Here is a 13338-nt window from a genome sequence, read left to right as displayed (position 1 = left end):
CCTCAGATCTTCGGCGGCCGTGCCTCGTACGGCGTGGAGAGCACCACCGTCGTACGCGTCGACACGCCCGCCAGGGAGCGCAGCCGCGCCAGTAGCTCCTCCAGCTCGTGGGGGGTGGCCACGCGGACCTTGAGGATGTAGTTCTCGTCACCGGCGACGCTGTGGCAGGCCTCGATCTCCGGGACGCCGGCGAGGCGTTCGGCGATGTCGTCCGGGGCGCTGGGATCGAAGGGTTTCACCGAGATGAACGCGGTCATCGGCAGCCCGACGGCCTCCGGGTCGACGACCGCGGCATAGCCCCGGATGACACCGCGCTGCTCAAGTCGGCGTACTCGCTGATGCACTGCCGACGTGGACAGGCCCGTGGCCTTGCCCAGGTCGGTGTAGCTCATCCGCCCGTCCGCGACGAGCAGCTGCACGATCTGTCGGTCCAGCTCCTCCATGAGGCAAGAACCTACAGGGCGGTTGATCTCCTCCGATACCTGAGCGGCGCAGGTCATGCCCGGTTCGTGATGTGGCTGAGAGCCGTCTGTGAGCCGTCCGGGTGACAGCCCGGCCGTGTCGCGCATCTGCGAGCGGCATGTGACGAAGACCACAGTGTCCGAACAGGCTTGGTGATGATCTCGTGATTACCGCCGAGACGGGGCGGGAAATGCTTGCTGTGGTCGAGGCCGCAGTGCCTTACGGCCCAGCCCGAGGGGGAGAATCCCATGCAGAGTCTTAAGCGCCCTGGTCGTACCGAACCCAAGCGTCTCCAGGCGGTCATCGAGCCCGAGCCGGAGGGCGTCGAACCCGACGACGAGTTCGACGCGTACGACACCTTCGAGATGTACCGGGTGATCTGCCCGGACTGCGCACAGCCCATCGCCCTGCTGTCCGACGAGGACACCCTGCCCGAGCACGCGCTGGTCGTGTCGCCGTGGAACCCGTTCGGGCTCACGGTCTGCGCCGGTACGGGCCGTTCGGCCGGCGACGCCCGGTCCGCGGACGAGTCCGTCGAGCCGCAGGAGCAGGACACCGCCCTTCTGTTGACGCTCCCTCAGGGCCTCGACTGGCGGACGCAGCCTTTCTCGCACGTCGGCGGCCCGGCCTCGCGCCCGATGCGCCTGCCCGTGATGCGGCGTCAGGCTGCCTGATTCCACGGCCTGTTCGACCCATCGCGTCCGCGGCGTGGCTGGCTGATGGCTCCGTTCCTGGGGACTCGCCTGAGGACTCGTCTCCCGTAGAGGCCTGTTTCCCGTAGTCGCCCCGCACCATGGCGTCGTGTCGGCTGCCATGGTGCGGGTTCGGTGTGTCCGCCGACCGGCGGACACGGACGGCGGGGCCCGTGACGCCCCCGTTCGGGCCCGTCGCGAACTCAGGCGCGATTCACCGGAGCGGTGACCGCTTCACCGGCCCTCACGTTGACTCGGCATGACTCCTACGTACTCGGTGACCGGGCGTCAGCGCCACCTCTTCGCGTCCCGGTCGGCAGAATCGGTTCCGCATCAGGACCCGCCGATCTACCGTGCCCTGATGCGCACTTGGGCCGATCGGGGCCGCACGCTGCCGGGGCGTCCCGACCCGGAGTGGGTCCGGCTGGCCACACCGCCGAGCGGCCTCGCCCAATTCGGCTCCGGCGGCAGCCCCTTCGAGGGCTTCAGCGCGACTCGGGGCCCGCGAGGTGACGGGCGATGACCATGCGCTGGATCTGATTGGTGCCCTCGACGATCTGGAGGACCTTGGCCTCGCGCATGTACCGCTCGGCGGGGAAGTCCGCCGTGTAGCCGTAACCGCCGAGGATCTGGACGGCGTCCGTGGTGACCTTCATCGCGTTGTCGGTGCACAGCAGTTTCGCCATGGCCGCCTGCTTGGCGAACGGCCTGCCCGCGTCGCGCAGCCGGGCGGCGGAGAGGTAGAGCGCCCGGCCCGCCTCTATCCGGGTCGCCATGTCGGCGAGCATGAAGCGCAGCCCCTGGAAGTCGGCGATCGGCCGCCCGAACTGCCGCCGTCCGGTGGCGTATTCCACCGCCTCGTCCAGTGCCGCCTGGGCCACGCCGATGGCGCAGGCCGCGATGCCGAGCCGACCGGAGTCCAGCGCGGACAGGGCGATCGCGAAGCCCTGGCCCTCCTCGCCGATGCGCCGGCCGCCGGAGACCCGCACCCCGTCGAAGTGGAGCTGCGCGGTGGGCGAGCCCTTCATGCCCATCTTCCTCTCGGGTGCCGCGGCACTCAGACCCTCGGCGTCACCGGGCACCAGGAAGGCCGTGATGCCCCGGGAGCCCTCGCCTCCCGTACGGGCCATGACCGTGTAGAAGTCGGCGATCCCCCCGTGGGTGATCCAGGCCTTGGTGCCGGTGATCACCCAGTCGTCGCCGTCCCGCACGGCCCTCGTGCTCAGGGACGCGGCGTCCGAGCCGGATGAGGGCTCGGAGAGGCAGTACGCGCCGAGCAGGCCGCCGCCGAGCATCGCGGGAAGGTGCTCGGCCCGCTGTTCCTTGGTGCCGTAGTGGGCGAGCGCGTGGCAGGCGAGGGTGTGAACGCTCACGCCGAGGCCGACGGTGAGGCGGGCCATGGCGAGCTCTTCCAGGGCCTGCAGATAGACCTCGTAGGGCTGATCGCCGCCGCCGTGTTCCGAGTCGTAGGGCAGGCTGAGCAGTCCCGCCTCCGAGAGCAGGCCGAAGAGTTCGCGCGGGAACCGGCCCGCGTCCTCCTCCTCGGCCGCGTGCGGGGCGATCTCCCGCTGCGCGATCTCACGGACGAGCGAGATCAGATCCCGGGCCTCTTCCGTGGGCAGTTGACGGTCCACCGGCTGCGGGGCGCGGTCGGGCATGGCGACGCTCTCCTCCCTGTCGGGCGCTGCGGCGGACCCGCACCGGGGATGAAGTGCTGCCGCCGGGTATCGCACGCCACTGCCGATGATCCTCCTCCGGATCACGGAAGCCGCTGATCAGCGGCGGTGGCGCTTGGAGTATGCCCGTTCCGGGGCAGCGCCTCACCGGTTAACGGCCGTTCATCAGGACCTGTTCGGCCGACCCGGTGCACCCGGGCGCGAATTGGTCCGAACCATTGACCCCAGTGGTCTAGTCCTCTACGGTCTCCCCCTAACAACGCCTCACCGCGTTCATGCCAATCGGCACAGCAGGTCCCGGCAGCACCCTCCCCGTCACGCTCCCCTCCCCCGGAGTCACGATGCTCAGACCGCACAGCCCCCGCGTCCCCGTCCGGACGCTTGTCGCCACCACCTGTTGCGCCGCCCTCGGCGCCGGGCTCCTCGCTGCGGCGGGCACCGCGACCGCCACCCCCGCGAAGCCCGCCCCCCAGCACCACACGGCCGGCTCCGACAAGGTCGTGGGCTACTTCATCGACTGGGGCATCTACGGCCGCCAGTACTACGTCAAGAACATCGAGACGTCCGGCTCGGCGAAGAAGCTCACGCACATCAACTACGCCTTCGGCAATGTCGTCGACGGCAAGTGCGCGCTCGGCGACGCCTGGGCGGACACCGACAAGCCCTTCACGGCCGAGGAGTCCGTGGACGGCGTCGCCGACACCGCGGACCAGCCGCTGAGCGGCAGCTTCAACCAGCTGCTCAAGCTCAAGAAGCTGCACCCGAAGCTCAAGATCATCTGGTCGTTCGGCGGCTGGACCTGGTCGGGCGGCTTCGGCGAGGCGGCGAAGGATCCGGAGGCCTTCGCGAACTCCTGCTACGACCTCGTCGAGAACTCCAGGTGGAAGGATGTCTTCGACGGCATCGACATCGACTGGGAGTATCCCAACGCCTGCGGCCTCACCTGCGACACCAGCGGCAGCGAAGCCTTCGAAGACGTGATGGCGGCACTGCGCAAACGATTCGGCAAGAAGGAACTGATCACCGCCGCGATCACGGCCGACGCCAAGAGCGGCGGCAAGATCGACGCCGCGGACTACGCGGGCGCCGCGAAGTACGTGGACTGGTACAACCCGATGACGTACGACTACTTCGGCTCATGGGACGCGACCACCGCCCCGCACTCGCCGCTGTTCCCCTACCCCGGCATCGCCGACAAGGCGTTCAACACCGCCGCCACCATCAAGAAGCTGAAGAGCCTCGGCGTCCCGTCGTCGAAGCTGCTGCTCGGCATCGGCTTCTACGGGCGCGGCTGGACCGGTGTCACGCAGTCGGCGCCGGGCGGCACGGCGACCGGCCCGGCGGCCGGGACGTACGAAGCGGGCTACGAGGACTACAAGGTGCTCAAGGCGACGTGCCCCGCCAACGGGATCGTCGGCGGCACCGCGTACGCCAAGTGCGGTGACGACTGGTGGAGTTACGACACCCCGCAGACCATCAAGGGGAAGATGGCCTACAAGGACGCGCAGGGTCTCGGCGGCACCTTCTTCTGGGAGCTGAGCGGCGACACCCCGAACGGTGAGCTGATCAAGGCGATCAAGTAACCACGGGCGTACGGCGCTCGGGGTGGGAGTCGGTCGGCGGACCCCCACCCCGAGCGCGCCGCCCGGATGCCGGCGGGCCGCAGGTGCTCAGCCGTCCCGGCGGGCGGGCGCCGGCGCGAGGTAGGCCGGGGCGAGTTCCTCGATGGCGCGCATCGATCCGCCCAGCATCTTGACCAGCAGTTCGCGCATGGTGTCGCGGGACAGCTCCGGGCGGTCGATCCAGTCGAGGGTGGCGCCCTCGACCGCGCACACCCAGCCGAACAGGCCCATACGGGCCACCGGTTCGATGTCGCTCCTGCCGTACGCGCCCTCGGCGATGGTGGCGACGATCGCGCCGCGGACGCCGTCCCGGATGGCGTGCACCTGGGCGTCGAAGCCGACGCCGCCGCTGACGATCGTGCGGTAGGCGGCCTGGTTGTCCTCCGCGTAGCGCAGATAGCAGTCCATGGTGCGCTGCACCCGCTCCACGGGCGGCAGCTGGAGGCCGCTCGCCGCGAAGGTGATCAGATCGGCCACCGAGTCCTCGACGATGGCGAGGTAGTAGCCGCGCTTGGACTTGAAGTAGTAGTAGATCAGTCCCTTGGCCACGTGCGCCTGCCGCGCGATGTCGTCCATGGACAACGCGTCGTACGACGTGTCGGCGAACAACTTCCGCCCGATGGAGATGAGTTCGGCGCGGCGCGCTGACGAGCGGTCGGTGCCGCGGGCACGCGGCTGTTCGACACCACGCTGTTGACTACTATTCAATTTCGGTCCTGGTCTCCGACTGCCAGCGGGACAACCGCAGTATTGCAGACCCTCACCATCAGCTTGTTCGACTCTGATCGACAGAATCGACCGAGGATCAGGTCACAGCAGACCCAGCTGAGCCACCAGCATCGCGACGACCACGACCAGGGTCCAGCCCATCACGTGTTCGACGATCTTCGGGCCGTCGTCCTTGGGGCCGCCCGTGCGGGTACGTACGCGGGTGGCGGTGGCGGAGGTCGCGGTCATGGCAGCTCGCTGGGTGGTCGGTGCGCGGCGGGTCGCCCCGCCTTTTCCGTCCACCTTGCCACCGCATGAGCGGTTCGCGGCCGAGAGCTTGGTCACACGACAGCGCGGCCCCCGGGCTCCCGGGGGCCGCGTCCGGTCAGCGCACGCCGACCGCCGCGAGCGCCGCGCGCTGGCGGGCCGTGGGCCGTGCCGGGAAGTACAGATAGCAGACGCCGCCGGTGCCGGAGACGACCTTGCCGGCCGCGTTGTACCGCTTGGTACGCAGCCAGATGTTCTCCCACTCACGCCGCCGGTAGACCCGGCGTACCGCCTCGTTGGTCGGCGAGTTCGGGTCGTTGGCGATGACGTCGCCGTCGGCGGTGAAGCCGATCACCGTCATCAGATGGCCGGCCGTGCCGTAGCCGGCCCCCGTCAGCTCCTCGGCGAGGAACGACTGGGAGGTGATCGCCGGGATGCCCGCCGCGATCAGCGTCTCCAGGTCGGTGAGCGAGCCCAGCCGGGTCACCACGCCCTGGAAATCCTTGTACGTGGAGGCGTACGCGGCGTTGAAGGGCCAGTTGCCGCAGCCCTCGTACTGGTAGTCGAAGGTGAACCGGGCCGCGTGGCAGACCTGCGGGTCCGCGTACTCCGGGTTGACCCAGGCCAGGTCCTCGGCGCTGGGCTTCCGGCCCCAGAACTCTATGATCATCTGCGAGGAGGTGGGGCTGCACCAGGCCTCGCCGCCGTTGTCGTACTCCGGGTACTGGCCCTTGTGGGTCTCCTGCGAGTAGCGCGGGACGTCCAGTTCCCTCGCGAGCCCGGGGGTGGACGCCGGGACGGTGAAGCGGTCGGGGACGTCGGAGCCCATCGCGCCGAGCCGCCACACCGTGGGCGTGAGCCGGGTGCCGGGGGTGCGGTGGAGGGTCAGGCGCAGCCGGTAGGAGACGAGGCGCAGACCCGTGGCCGGGTCGTCGACGGCGAAGGTGTCCGTCCAGACGCTGCTCCTGCCGTCCTTCTGGCCGTCGAGGGAGGTGCGCCTGATGTCCTGGTCACCGGCCGCCCACCGGCCCAGCACGTACCAGGGGGTGTCCGTGCCGTCGGAGTACGTGCCCAACAGTTCGATCTGGACCCAGGTGCCGCCGGGGGTGTGCGCGTTCCAGGACGCGATGACCTCCGTGGCGGGGACGGCGAGCCGGTGGACCGGCGAGGTCCAGGTCGCGTACTCCCAGGCGGCCGTCCGCCCGGTGTGCGGGTCGGTGTAGTCGGTGGTGCCGGCCGGCGCGGCGATCACCAGCCCCGGCCGCTTCCCCGCCTTCGCCCGGGTGCCCCGCGCGCTGCCGGCGCGCCAGTCGGTGTACGAGGTCCAGGCGTGGTGGTCCACGAGGCGTTCCGGTGCTTGCGCGGGGCCGGCGGGGGCTCCGCCCCGGCCGTTGGTGGTGTCGGCGGCCGCCTGACTCGCGGAACCTCCGGCCGCCGCGGCGGCGGTGGCGACGGCTGCCGCCAGGACGGTCCGGCGGGACGGCTCGGAAAGTCTCGTCATCTGCGGTTGACCTCCAGGGGTCCGGAAGGAACGGTTCGGACGCGCGGCTGTCCGCCAACTATGGACGCCGGGCAAGGATTTCTGCCAGCACCTCGCGCCTCGCCACGCCCGCCAATATTGGTCGACACCACTGGCACGCTCCGGCACCGTCCGGCACGGTGTTCAATCCAGGTATGCACGCCTCTCCCGCCCCCGCGGACCCCGCCGTGGACGCCCTCGCCGCCCGGCTGCGGCTGCTGCCGCCCTCCTGCGGACCGGTCCGGCTGATCGGGATCGACGGACACGCGGGCTCCGGGAAGAGCACGTTCGCCGGGCGGCTGGCCGACGCCCTCGGAGGCGCGCCGGTGCTGCACCTCGACGACATCGCCACCCACGAGGAACTGTTCGCGTGGACGGGACGGCTGCTGAACCAGGTGATCGAACCACTGGGGCGCGAGGAGAGCGCGCACTACGCCCCGTACGACTGGCGCGGGCGCGGCTTCGGTCCCGCGCGCGTTCTGCCGCCCTCGCCCGTGATCCTCGTCGAGGGGGTGGGCGCGGGCCGGCGCGCGCTGCGTCCTCATCTGGCGCGACTGGTGTGGATGGAGCTGCCGGACGAGGAGGCCTGGGCGCGCGGGCGGTCGCGGGACGGGGCGGAGCAGAGCGAGTTCTGGGCCGGCTGGGTCCGGGCGGAACGGCTCCACTTCGCCGAGGACCCCTCTCGGCCGTTCGCGGATCTCCTGATTCGGCCGGGACATACGGGGTACGAGGTGCACACGGGACCTGCGAGGACCCCCGGATCGGGGCCGCACCTCACTCAGAGTGACGGACCATCCGCAATGTGCTGAACTTGTGAAGGGCGCCCTCCGGGAAGTTCCTTGACTGCCTCAACTCGGCTTGACCGGGGGGCCGTACAGGACTTACGTTCTCAATGTGCGGCCGTTCGATGCCGCCCAGAGACGCGAAGCCCCCGGTTGTTCCCCCGTGATCGGGGGCTTCGTTCTGCCTTCTGCCGCTTTCCCGGCACTCCTGAGGCACGATTCCTTCACCCTCGGTCACCGTCCGCAATGCGCCCCGTCTGCTCCCACCTCGTAAGACGAGGGCTGCGGCACCCTTCGAAGGGCGACCGACCCGCAGGTACGATGCCCAAGGTGCGACCTTCGGACGGCTGCGGCAACGCACCGGTGCAACTCCCGTCCGCGGCACGGCGGTTCGACGAAGGCTGCCGACGGGCACCGGCCCGTTCGGTTTCCAACGGGGGCACGGTTTGTGGGGGACGTGATGGACTTCGGCTCGCGGGGCCCCGAGGCCCCGGCCGACCTCGCCTGGCTACGAGGCGTGGACGCCTACACGATGGGCGCGTATCCGCAGGCGGAGGAGGAGTTCCGCATCGCGGTACGGATGGATCCCGGCATGGCCGACGGCTGGCTCGGGCTGCACGCACTGCGGGTGGACACGACGACCGCGCTGCTACGGATGTTCCGGCACCGGGAGCGCTTCGGGGAGCAGCGCTCGCGACACCGGCGCACCCTCAACTCCTGGTACTGGCTGGGCTGGTGGGTGCAGCCTGTGCTGGAGAGCCCGCGTGATCTGCTCCTCGCGCACGCCTCGCACTGGCTGGACGGGCGCCATGTGCCCGAGCTGGACCGGGCGCTCGCGGGGCTGCCACCGGTCGACGCGGACCACCAGGTGCGCTTTCTGCACGCCTGTCGCGCCTACCTCGTCAAGGACTGGGAGCAGCTGGTCCGGCACACCGATCCGCTGCTCGACGATCCGCTGCTGGGGATCGAGGCGGGCCTGTTCGGTGGCATGGCCAGGGTCCGGCTGGAGACGTACGGGCAGGCCGAGCCGCTGCTCTCCGCCGCGCTGATGCGCTGTCGCAGCGAGCAGCCGCAGCGCAAGGAACTGCGGTACTGGCTGGCCCGGGCCCACGAGGGCACGGGCCGCAGCGCCGCCGCGCTGCCGCTGTACCGGGCCGTGCACCGGGTCGACTCCGCCTTCATGGACACCTCGGCGCGGCTCGCGGCGATCGCCGAGGGGGACGGGTACGACGACGACGCGGCCGACTTCGCGGCGATGGCGCTAGGCGGGATCGGGCAGGACGTGCTCGACGGGGACGGGCTGGAACCGTTCTTCGACTCCGAGGGGCGGGATGTGAAGCTCTCCGATCCCGGGCTGCCGCCGCCGGGCGGCCTGCCGCCCGAGGCCGGCGACACCTTCGTACGGGAGAAGTCCGTGGTGCCGGTGGAGCCGCTGCCGCTGCCCGCCGGGCCGACGGATCCGGAGCTGCTGGAGGAGGCGCTCGCGGAGCTGGAGCGGATGGTGGGCCTTGAGCCGGTGAAGCGGCAGGTCAAGGCGTTGTCCGCGCAGCTGAACATGGCGCGGTTGCGGACGGGGCAGGGGTTGCCGGTCCAGCCGCCCAAGCGGCACTTCGTCTTCTCCGGCCCGTCAGGGACCGGCAAGACGACCGTGGCGCGAATACTGGGCCGGGTCTTCTACGCGCTCGGTCTGCTCGGCGGCGATCACCTCGTGGAGGCGCAGCGGGCGGATCTGGTGGGCGAGTACCTCGGGCAGACCGCTGTGAAGGCCAACGAGCTGATCGACTCGGCGATCGGCGGTGTCCTCTTCGTGGACGAGGCGTACTCGTTGTCCAACTCCGGTTACGGGAAGGGCGACGCGTACGGCGACGAGGCGCTGCAGGTGCTGCTGAAGCGGGCCGAGGACAACCGGGATCATCTGGTGGTGATCCTCGCGGGGTACCCGGAGGGTATGGACCGGCTGCTGGCGGCGAACCCCGGGCTGTCCTCCCGTTTCACGACGCGCGTGGACTTTCCGTCCTACCGGCCTCTTGAGCTGACCTCCATCGGCGAGGTGCTCGCGGCGGACAACGGGGATGTGTGGGACGAGGAGGCCCTTGACGAGCTGCGGTCCATCGCGGGGCATGTCGTCGATCAGGGGTGGATCGACGAACTCGGCAACGGGCGGTTTCTGCGGACGCTGTATGAGAAGAGCTGTGCGTATCGGGATCTGCGGCTGTCGGGGTATCCGTCGATTCCGACGCGGGATGATCTGTCCACCTTGCGGCTGCCGGATCTGATGCAGGCGTATGGGGAGGTGCTTTCGGGGCGGGGGCCGCAGGATCCTTCCGGGATGTGAGTCGCCCCCGCCGCCCCTACCCGTCCCTCCCCCATCCAGGGGCGGTGCCCCTTCGACCCCCGTCAAAGACTCGGGGCTCTGCCCCGGACCCCGTTCGCCCAGCCGCCCCCGCGCCCCTGAAGGGGCGCGGGGGCGGCTGGGCGGAATCAGCCGGCCAAAGCCTCCTCCGGGGTCGTGCTGGCTCGTGGCTCCGTCACACGGGCGGTCGGTGGTTCTCGGTGGGCCGGGTCTCGGACCTCGCCCACCAGGAGTTCCAGGACGTCCTCCAGGGCGGCAAGGCCGAGGACCTTGCCGGAGGCGTCGGCGACCTGGGCGAGGTGGGTGGCGGCGCGGCGCATGACCGTGAGCGCGTCGTCCAGGGGGAGTTCCGCGCGGAGGGTGGTCATGGGGCGCCAGATCTGTTGCGGGACGGCTCGGTCGGAGTCCTCCAGGTCCAGGACGTCCTTGACATGGAGGTAGCGGCCCATGAAGGCACCGTTCTCCGCGACGACGGGGAAGCGGGAGTAGCCCGTGCGGGCGGTGAGGGCCACCACCTGGGCGGGCGTCACCGAGGGCCCCACCGTGACCAGGGAGTCGCGCTTCAGCAGGACGTCCGTCACCGGGCGGGAACCCAGCTCCAGCGCGTCCTCCAGGCGCTCCTGTTCCTCGGGGCCGAGCAGTCCGGCCAGGCCGGAGTCCTCGACCAGCCGGCCCAGCTGGACGCTGGTGAAGACCGCCTCGACCTCGTCCTTGGGCTCGACGCGGAAGAGTTTCAGGACGAGGCGGGCGCAGGCGTCGAGGCCGATGGTGACCGGCTTGCAGAGCCGGGCGAAGGCGACGAGCGCGGGGCTCAGCCACAGCGCGGTCTTCTCGGGCGCGGCCATCGCCAGGTTCTTCGGCAACATCTCGCCCACGACGAGATGCAGGAAGATCACCACGGCCAGCGCGATGACATACCCGAGGGGGTGGATCATGCCGTGCGGCAGATGGATCGCCTCGAAGACCGGCTCCAGCAGCTTCGCCACCGTCGGCTCGGCGACCGCGCCGAGCGTCAGCGAGCAGACGGTGATGCCGAACTGGGCCGCCGCCATCATCTGCGGCAGGTTCTCCAGGCCGTAGAGGACCTGTCGGGCCCTCACGGTGCCCAGGGGTTCGATCTGGCTGCGGCGGACGGAGATCAGGGCGAACTCGGCGCCGACGAAGAAGCCGTTGGCAAGCACGAGGAGCAGGGCGAACAGGAGTTGGAGCACGCTCATCGGGCCGCCTCCACCACGGTGAGGGAGTCCGTGGCGGGAGCGGTGCGTACGAGGCGTACGCGCTCTGCCCGGTAGTGCCCGACCTGGCGTACCGCCAGCCGCCAGCCGGGCAGCTCGGCGCGGTCGCCGGGGGCGGGGATACGGCCGAGCAGGTCGGCGACGAGGCCGGCGACCGTCTCGTACGGCCCCTCCGGGACGTCGAGGCCGATGCGCTGGAGCACGTCGACGCGGCAGCTGCCGTCGACGTCCCAGGCGGGGCGGCCGTCCTCGGGCGGGGCGGCGGCGAGTTCGGGCAGGTCGTGTCCGTCGTGCTCGTCGCGCACCTCGCCGACCAGTTCCTCGACGATGTCCTCCAGGGTCACGACGCCCGCCGTACCGCCGTACTCGTCGACGACCACGGCGATGGGCTGCTCGCTGCGCAGCCGGGCCAGGAGCGGCTGCACGGGCAGTGTCTCCGGGACGAGCAGCGGGGCCTTCGCGATGCGGCCCACCGGGGTGTGCAGCCGGTCGCGGGCCGGGATCGCGAGGGCGTCCTTGAGATGGACCATGCCGACGATCTCGTCGATCCGCTCCCGGTAGACGGGGAAGCGGGACAGACCGGTGGCCCGGGTCAGGTTGACGACGTCCTCGGCGGTGGCCGACGACTGGAGGGCGCTGACCTTCACGCGCGGTGTCATCACGTTCTCCGCGGTGAGCTCGCCCAGGGAGAGGGTCCGGACGAAGAGGTCGGCCGTGTCCTGTTCCAGGGCGCCGGCCTGGGCCGAGTGGCGGGCCAGGGAGACCAGTTCGCCGGGGGTGCGGGCGGAGGCCAGTTCGTCGGTGGGCTCGACGCCGAAGGCGCGGACCAGCCGGTTGGCGACCGCGTTGAGGGCGGCGATCACCGGGCGGAAGAGTCGGGAGAAGACATGCTGGGGTCCCGCGACGAAGCGGGCGACCTGCATGGGCTTCGAGACCGCCCAGTTCTTGGGCACCAGTTCGCCGATCACCATCTGCACGGCGGAGGCCAGCAGCATGCCGACGACCACGGCGACTCCGGACACCGCGCCTTCGGGTATGCCGAGGGCGGTGAAGGGGCCGTGGAGCAGCTCCGCGAGCGCCGGTTCGGCGAGCATGCCGACGACGAGGGAGGTGATGGTGATGCCGAGTTGGGTGCCGGAGAGCTGGAAGGACAGCTCCTTGAGCGCGCTCACCACTTTGTGGGCCCGGCGGTCGCCCTCGGCGGCGGCCTTCTCGGCCTCCGGCCGTTCGACCGTGACGAGGCCGAACTCGGCCGCCACGAAGAAGCCGTTGGCGAGGATCAGCAGGAACGCGGCTCCGAGGAGCAGCAAGGGGATGGTCATGCCGCCGCCTCGATATGCCGGGAGGGGGCGGCGCAGGTACTACAGGACGATCCGTCCATCGCTGGAGGGAGTCACTCCTCGAATAGCAGGGAGCCTCCGCCTTTCCGGGGGTGGAACAGCGGAGGCGGAGGCGCAACGAAAACGCCTCCGCCAACAGATTAATCAAGACATGGGCCGGTGCGGCAGGGGCGGCGGCCCTGAGTCGGCCCTGATCTTGTTCGGGGTCAGCCCTGACGCTGTTCGGGCTCGGCGACCGAGCGGGCCTCCACCAACGCCCGGAGGGCCCGGGCGTCCGCGATGGCGTGCTGCTTGGCGATGCCCGGCTGGATGCCGAGCGCGGGCAGGCTGGTGCCGTCGGTGAGGTCGAGGAAGACCCACGGGTCGCCGACCCGCAGGTTCACCTGGACGATCTCCGGCCAGCCGAGATGCCGCTTCGCGGTGATGTTCACCACGGTCACCCCCGTCTCGTCGGCGATGACCTTGGGCCGGGACAGCAGGCACAGCACCCCGGCGAGCAGGGCGGCCGTGAAGACGAAGCTGAGCCGCTCCGCCGGGCCGAGCGTCGGCAGCAGCAGCGCGACCGCCGTGATGACCACGAAGATCGCGGCCGCCGCGGTCAGCAGCACGGCCCGGGTGCGGCCCGGCCGAAAAGTGACGGGCAGGGAAGGAAGACCATTCGACATGGCGTACGACTCCCGGG

13 protein-coding genes are annotated in these 13338 nt (G+C 70.5%); 5 read left to right on the top strand and 8 right to left on the bottom strand.

Annotated elements, in window-relative coordinates:
• Window positions 1–2: 2 nt before the first annotated feature.
• Window positions 3–443, bottom strand: coding sequence for an Lrp/AsnC family transcriptional regulator (locus tag I8N67_RS00740; RefSeq protein ID WP_200300571.1), 441 nt, complete (start codon window positions 441–443; stop codon window positions 3–5).
• A gap of 267 nt (window positions 444–710) precedes the next feature.
• Here I8N67_RS00740 and I8N67_RS00735 point away from each other — a divergent pair, with 267 nt between their 5' ends.
• Together I8N67_RS00735 and I8N67_RS44465 are read left to right on the top strand one after the other, a co-directional pair.
• Window positions 711–1136, top strand: a complete 426-nt coding sequence (locus I8N67_RS00735) for a hypothetical protein (RefSeq protein WP_200300570.1) — start codon at window positions 711–713, stop codon at window positions 1134–1136.
• 277 nt (window positions 1137–1413) lie between these two features.
• On the top strand, window positions 1414–1677 hold the full coding sequence (locus I8N67_RS44465) for a hypothetical protein (protein WP_372443599.1): 264 nt from the start codon (window positions 1414–1416) through the stop codon (window positions 1675–1677).
• Here I8N67_RS44465 and I8N67_RS00730 read toward each other — a convergent pair.
• Window positions 1640–2812, bottom strand: coding sequence for an acyl-CoA dehydrogenase (locus tag I8N67_RS00730; RefSeq protein ID WP_200300569.1), 1173 nt, complete (start codon window positions 2810–2812; stop codon window positions 1640–1642). The two genes, I8N67_RS44465 and I8N67_RS00730, sit on opposite strands and share 38 nt — an antisense overlap.
• A 359-nt stretch (window positions 2813–3171) precedes the next feature.
• On the opposite strand from I8N67_RS00730, the gene I8N67_RS00725 reads away from it, so the two are divergent.
• Complete coding sequence (locus I8N67_RS00725; RefSeq protein ID WP_200300568.1) at window positions 3172–4413, top strand: glycoside hydrolase family 18 protein; 1242 nt, start codon at window positions 3172–3174, stop codon at window positions 4411–4413.
• Window positions 4414–4500: 87 nt separating this feature from the next.
• Here I8N67_RS00725 and I8N67_RS00720 read toward each other — a convergent pair whose 3' ends face one another.
• The 3 genes from I8N67_RS00720 to I8N67_RS00710 all read right to left on the bottom strand — a co-directional run bounded on the left by I8N67_RS00720 (window position 4501) and on the right by I8N67_RS00710 (window position 6928).
• Window positions 4501–5160: a TetR/AcrR family transcriptional regulator gene (locus I8N67_RS00720; RefSeq protein WP_200300567.1), complete on the bottom strand. Its 660-nt coding sequence runs from the start codon at window positions 5158–5160 to the stop codon at window positions 4501–4503.
• A 102-nt stretch (window positions 5161–5262) separates the two neighbouring features.
• Window positions 5263–5409: an SCO1431 family membrane protein gene (locus I8N67_RS00715; protein WP_200300566.1), complete on the bottom strand. Its 147-nt coding sequence runs from the start codon at window positions 5407–5409 to the stop codon at window positions 5263–5265.
• A gap of 136 nt (window positions 5410–5545) precedes the next feature.
• Window positions 5546–6928 carry a C39 family peptidase gene (locus I8N67_RS00710; protein ID WP_200300565.1) on the bottom strand — a complete coding sequence of 461 codons (1383 nt, stop codon included), beginning with the start codon at window positions 6926–6928 and terminating at the stop codon, window positions 5546–5548.
• Window positions 6929–7101: 173 nt separating this feature from the next.
• On the opposite strand from I8N67_RS00710, the gene I8N67_RS00705 reads away from it, so the two are divergent.
• Both I8N67_RS00705 and I8N67_RS00700 read left to right on the top strand, forming a co-directional pair.
• On the top strand, window positions 7102–7755 hold the full coding sequence (locus I8N67_RS00705) for a uridine kinase family protein (protein WP_200300564.1): 654 nt from the start codon (window positions 7102–7104) through the stop codon (window positions 7753–7755).
• A gap of 433 nt (window positions 7756–8188) precedes the next feature.
• The gene (locus I8N67_RS00700) at window positions 8189–10063 is read left to right on the top strand and encodes an AAA family ATPase (RefSeq protein ID WP_200300563.1); all 1875 of its coding nucleotides are present in this window, start codon (window positions 8189–8191) and stop codon (window positions 10061–10063) included.
• 146 nt (window positions 10064–10209) lie between these two features.
• On the opposite strand, the gene I8N67_RS00695 is transcribed toward I8N67_RS00700, so the two are convergent.
• The 3 genes from I8N67_RS00695 to I8N67_RS00685 all read right to left on the bottom strand — a co-directional run bounded on the left by I8N67_RS00695 (window position 10210) and on the right by I8N67_RS00685 (window position 13321).
• Entirely contained in the window at window positions 10210–11298 is a 1089-nt protein-coding gene (locus I8N67_RS00695) for a hemolysin family protein (RefSeq protein WP_200300562.1), read from the bottom strand.
• The gene (locus I8N67_RS00690; RefSeq protein ID WP_200300561.1) at window positions 11295–12638 is read right to left on the bottom strand and encodes a hemolysin family protein; all 1344 of its coding nucleotides are present in this window, start codon (window positions 12636–12638) and stop codon (window positions 11295–11297) included. Before I8N67_RS00690 ends, I8N67_RS00695 begins: the two co-directional genes overlap by 4 nt.
• Before the next feature lie 224 nt (window positions 12639–12862).
• The gene (locus I8N67_RS00685) at window positions 12863–13321 is read right to left on the bottom strand and encodes a PH domain-containing protein (RefSeq protein ID WP_200300560.1); all 459 of its coding nucleotides are present in this window, start codon (window positions 13319–13321) and stop codon (window positions 12863–12865) included.
• Between the last annotated feature and the right edge of the window lie 17 nt (window positions 13322–13338).

This window comes from Streptomyces adelaidensis, assembly GCF_016598475.1.
Classification (GTDB): Bacteria; Actinomycetota; Actinomycetes; order Streptomycetales; family Streptomycetaceae; genus Streptomyces; species Streptomyces adelaidensis.
This window is presented reverse-complemented; position numbering and strand designations above follow the sequence as displayed.

What these genes read in the sequence shown, in the direction of transcription:
- I8N67_RS00740 (WP_200300571.1), bottom strand. Translation starts at nt 443, where the DNA reads ATGGAGGAGCTGGACCGACAGATCGTGCAGCTGCTCGTCGCGGACGGG.
- I8N67_RS00735 (WP_200300570.1), top strand. Translation starts at nt 711, where the DNA reads ATGCAGAGTCTTAAGCGCCCTGGTCGTACCGAACCCAAGCGTCTCCAG.
- I8N67_RS44465 (WP_372443599.1), top strand. Translation starts at nt 1,414, where the DNA reads ATGACTCCTACGTACTCGGTGACCGGGCGTCAGCGCCACCTCTTCGCG.
- I8N67_RS00730 (WP_200300569.1), bottom strand. Translation starts at nt 2,812, where the DNA reads ATGCCCGACCGCGCCCCGCAGCCGGTGGACCGTCAACTGCCCACGGAA.
- I8N67_RS00725 (WP_200300568.1), top strand. Translation starts at nt 3,172, where the DNA reads ATGCTCAGACCGCACAGCCCCCGCGTCCCCGTCCGGACGCTTGTCGCC.
- I8N67_RS00715 (WP_200300566.1), bottom strand. Translation starts at nt 5,409, where the DNA reads ATGACCGCGACCTCCGCCACCGCCACCCGCGTACGTACCCGCACGGGC.
- I8N67_RS00710 (WP_200300565.1), bottom strand. Translation starts at nt 6,928, where the DNA reads ATGACGAGACTTTCCGAGCCGTCCCGCCGGACCGTCCTGGCGGCAGCC.
- I8N67_RS00705 (WP_200300564.1), top strand. Translation starts at nt 7,102, where the DNA reads ATGCACGCCTCTCCCGCCCCCGCGGACCCCGCCGTGGACGCCCTCGCC.
- I8N67_RS00700 (WP_200300563.1), top strand. Translation starts at nt 8,189, where the DNA reads ATGGACTTCGGCTCGCGGGGCCCCGAGGCCCCGGCCGACCTCGCCTGG.
- I8N67_RS00695 (WP_200300562.1), bottom strand. Translation starts at nt 11,298, where the DNA reads ATGAGCGTGCTCCAACTCCTGTTCGCCCTGCTCCTCGTGCTTGCCAAC.
- I8N67_RS00690 (WP_200300561.1), bottom strand. Translation starts at nt 12,638, where the DNA reads ATGACCATCCCCTTGCTGCTCCTCGGAGCCGCGTTCCTGCTGATCCTC.
- I8N67_RS00685 (WP_200300560.1), bottom strand. Translation starts at nt 13,321, where the DNA reads ATGTCGAATGGTCTTCCTTCCCTGCCCGTCACTTTTCGGCCGGGCCGC.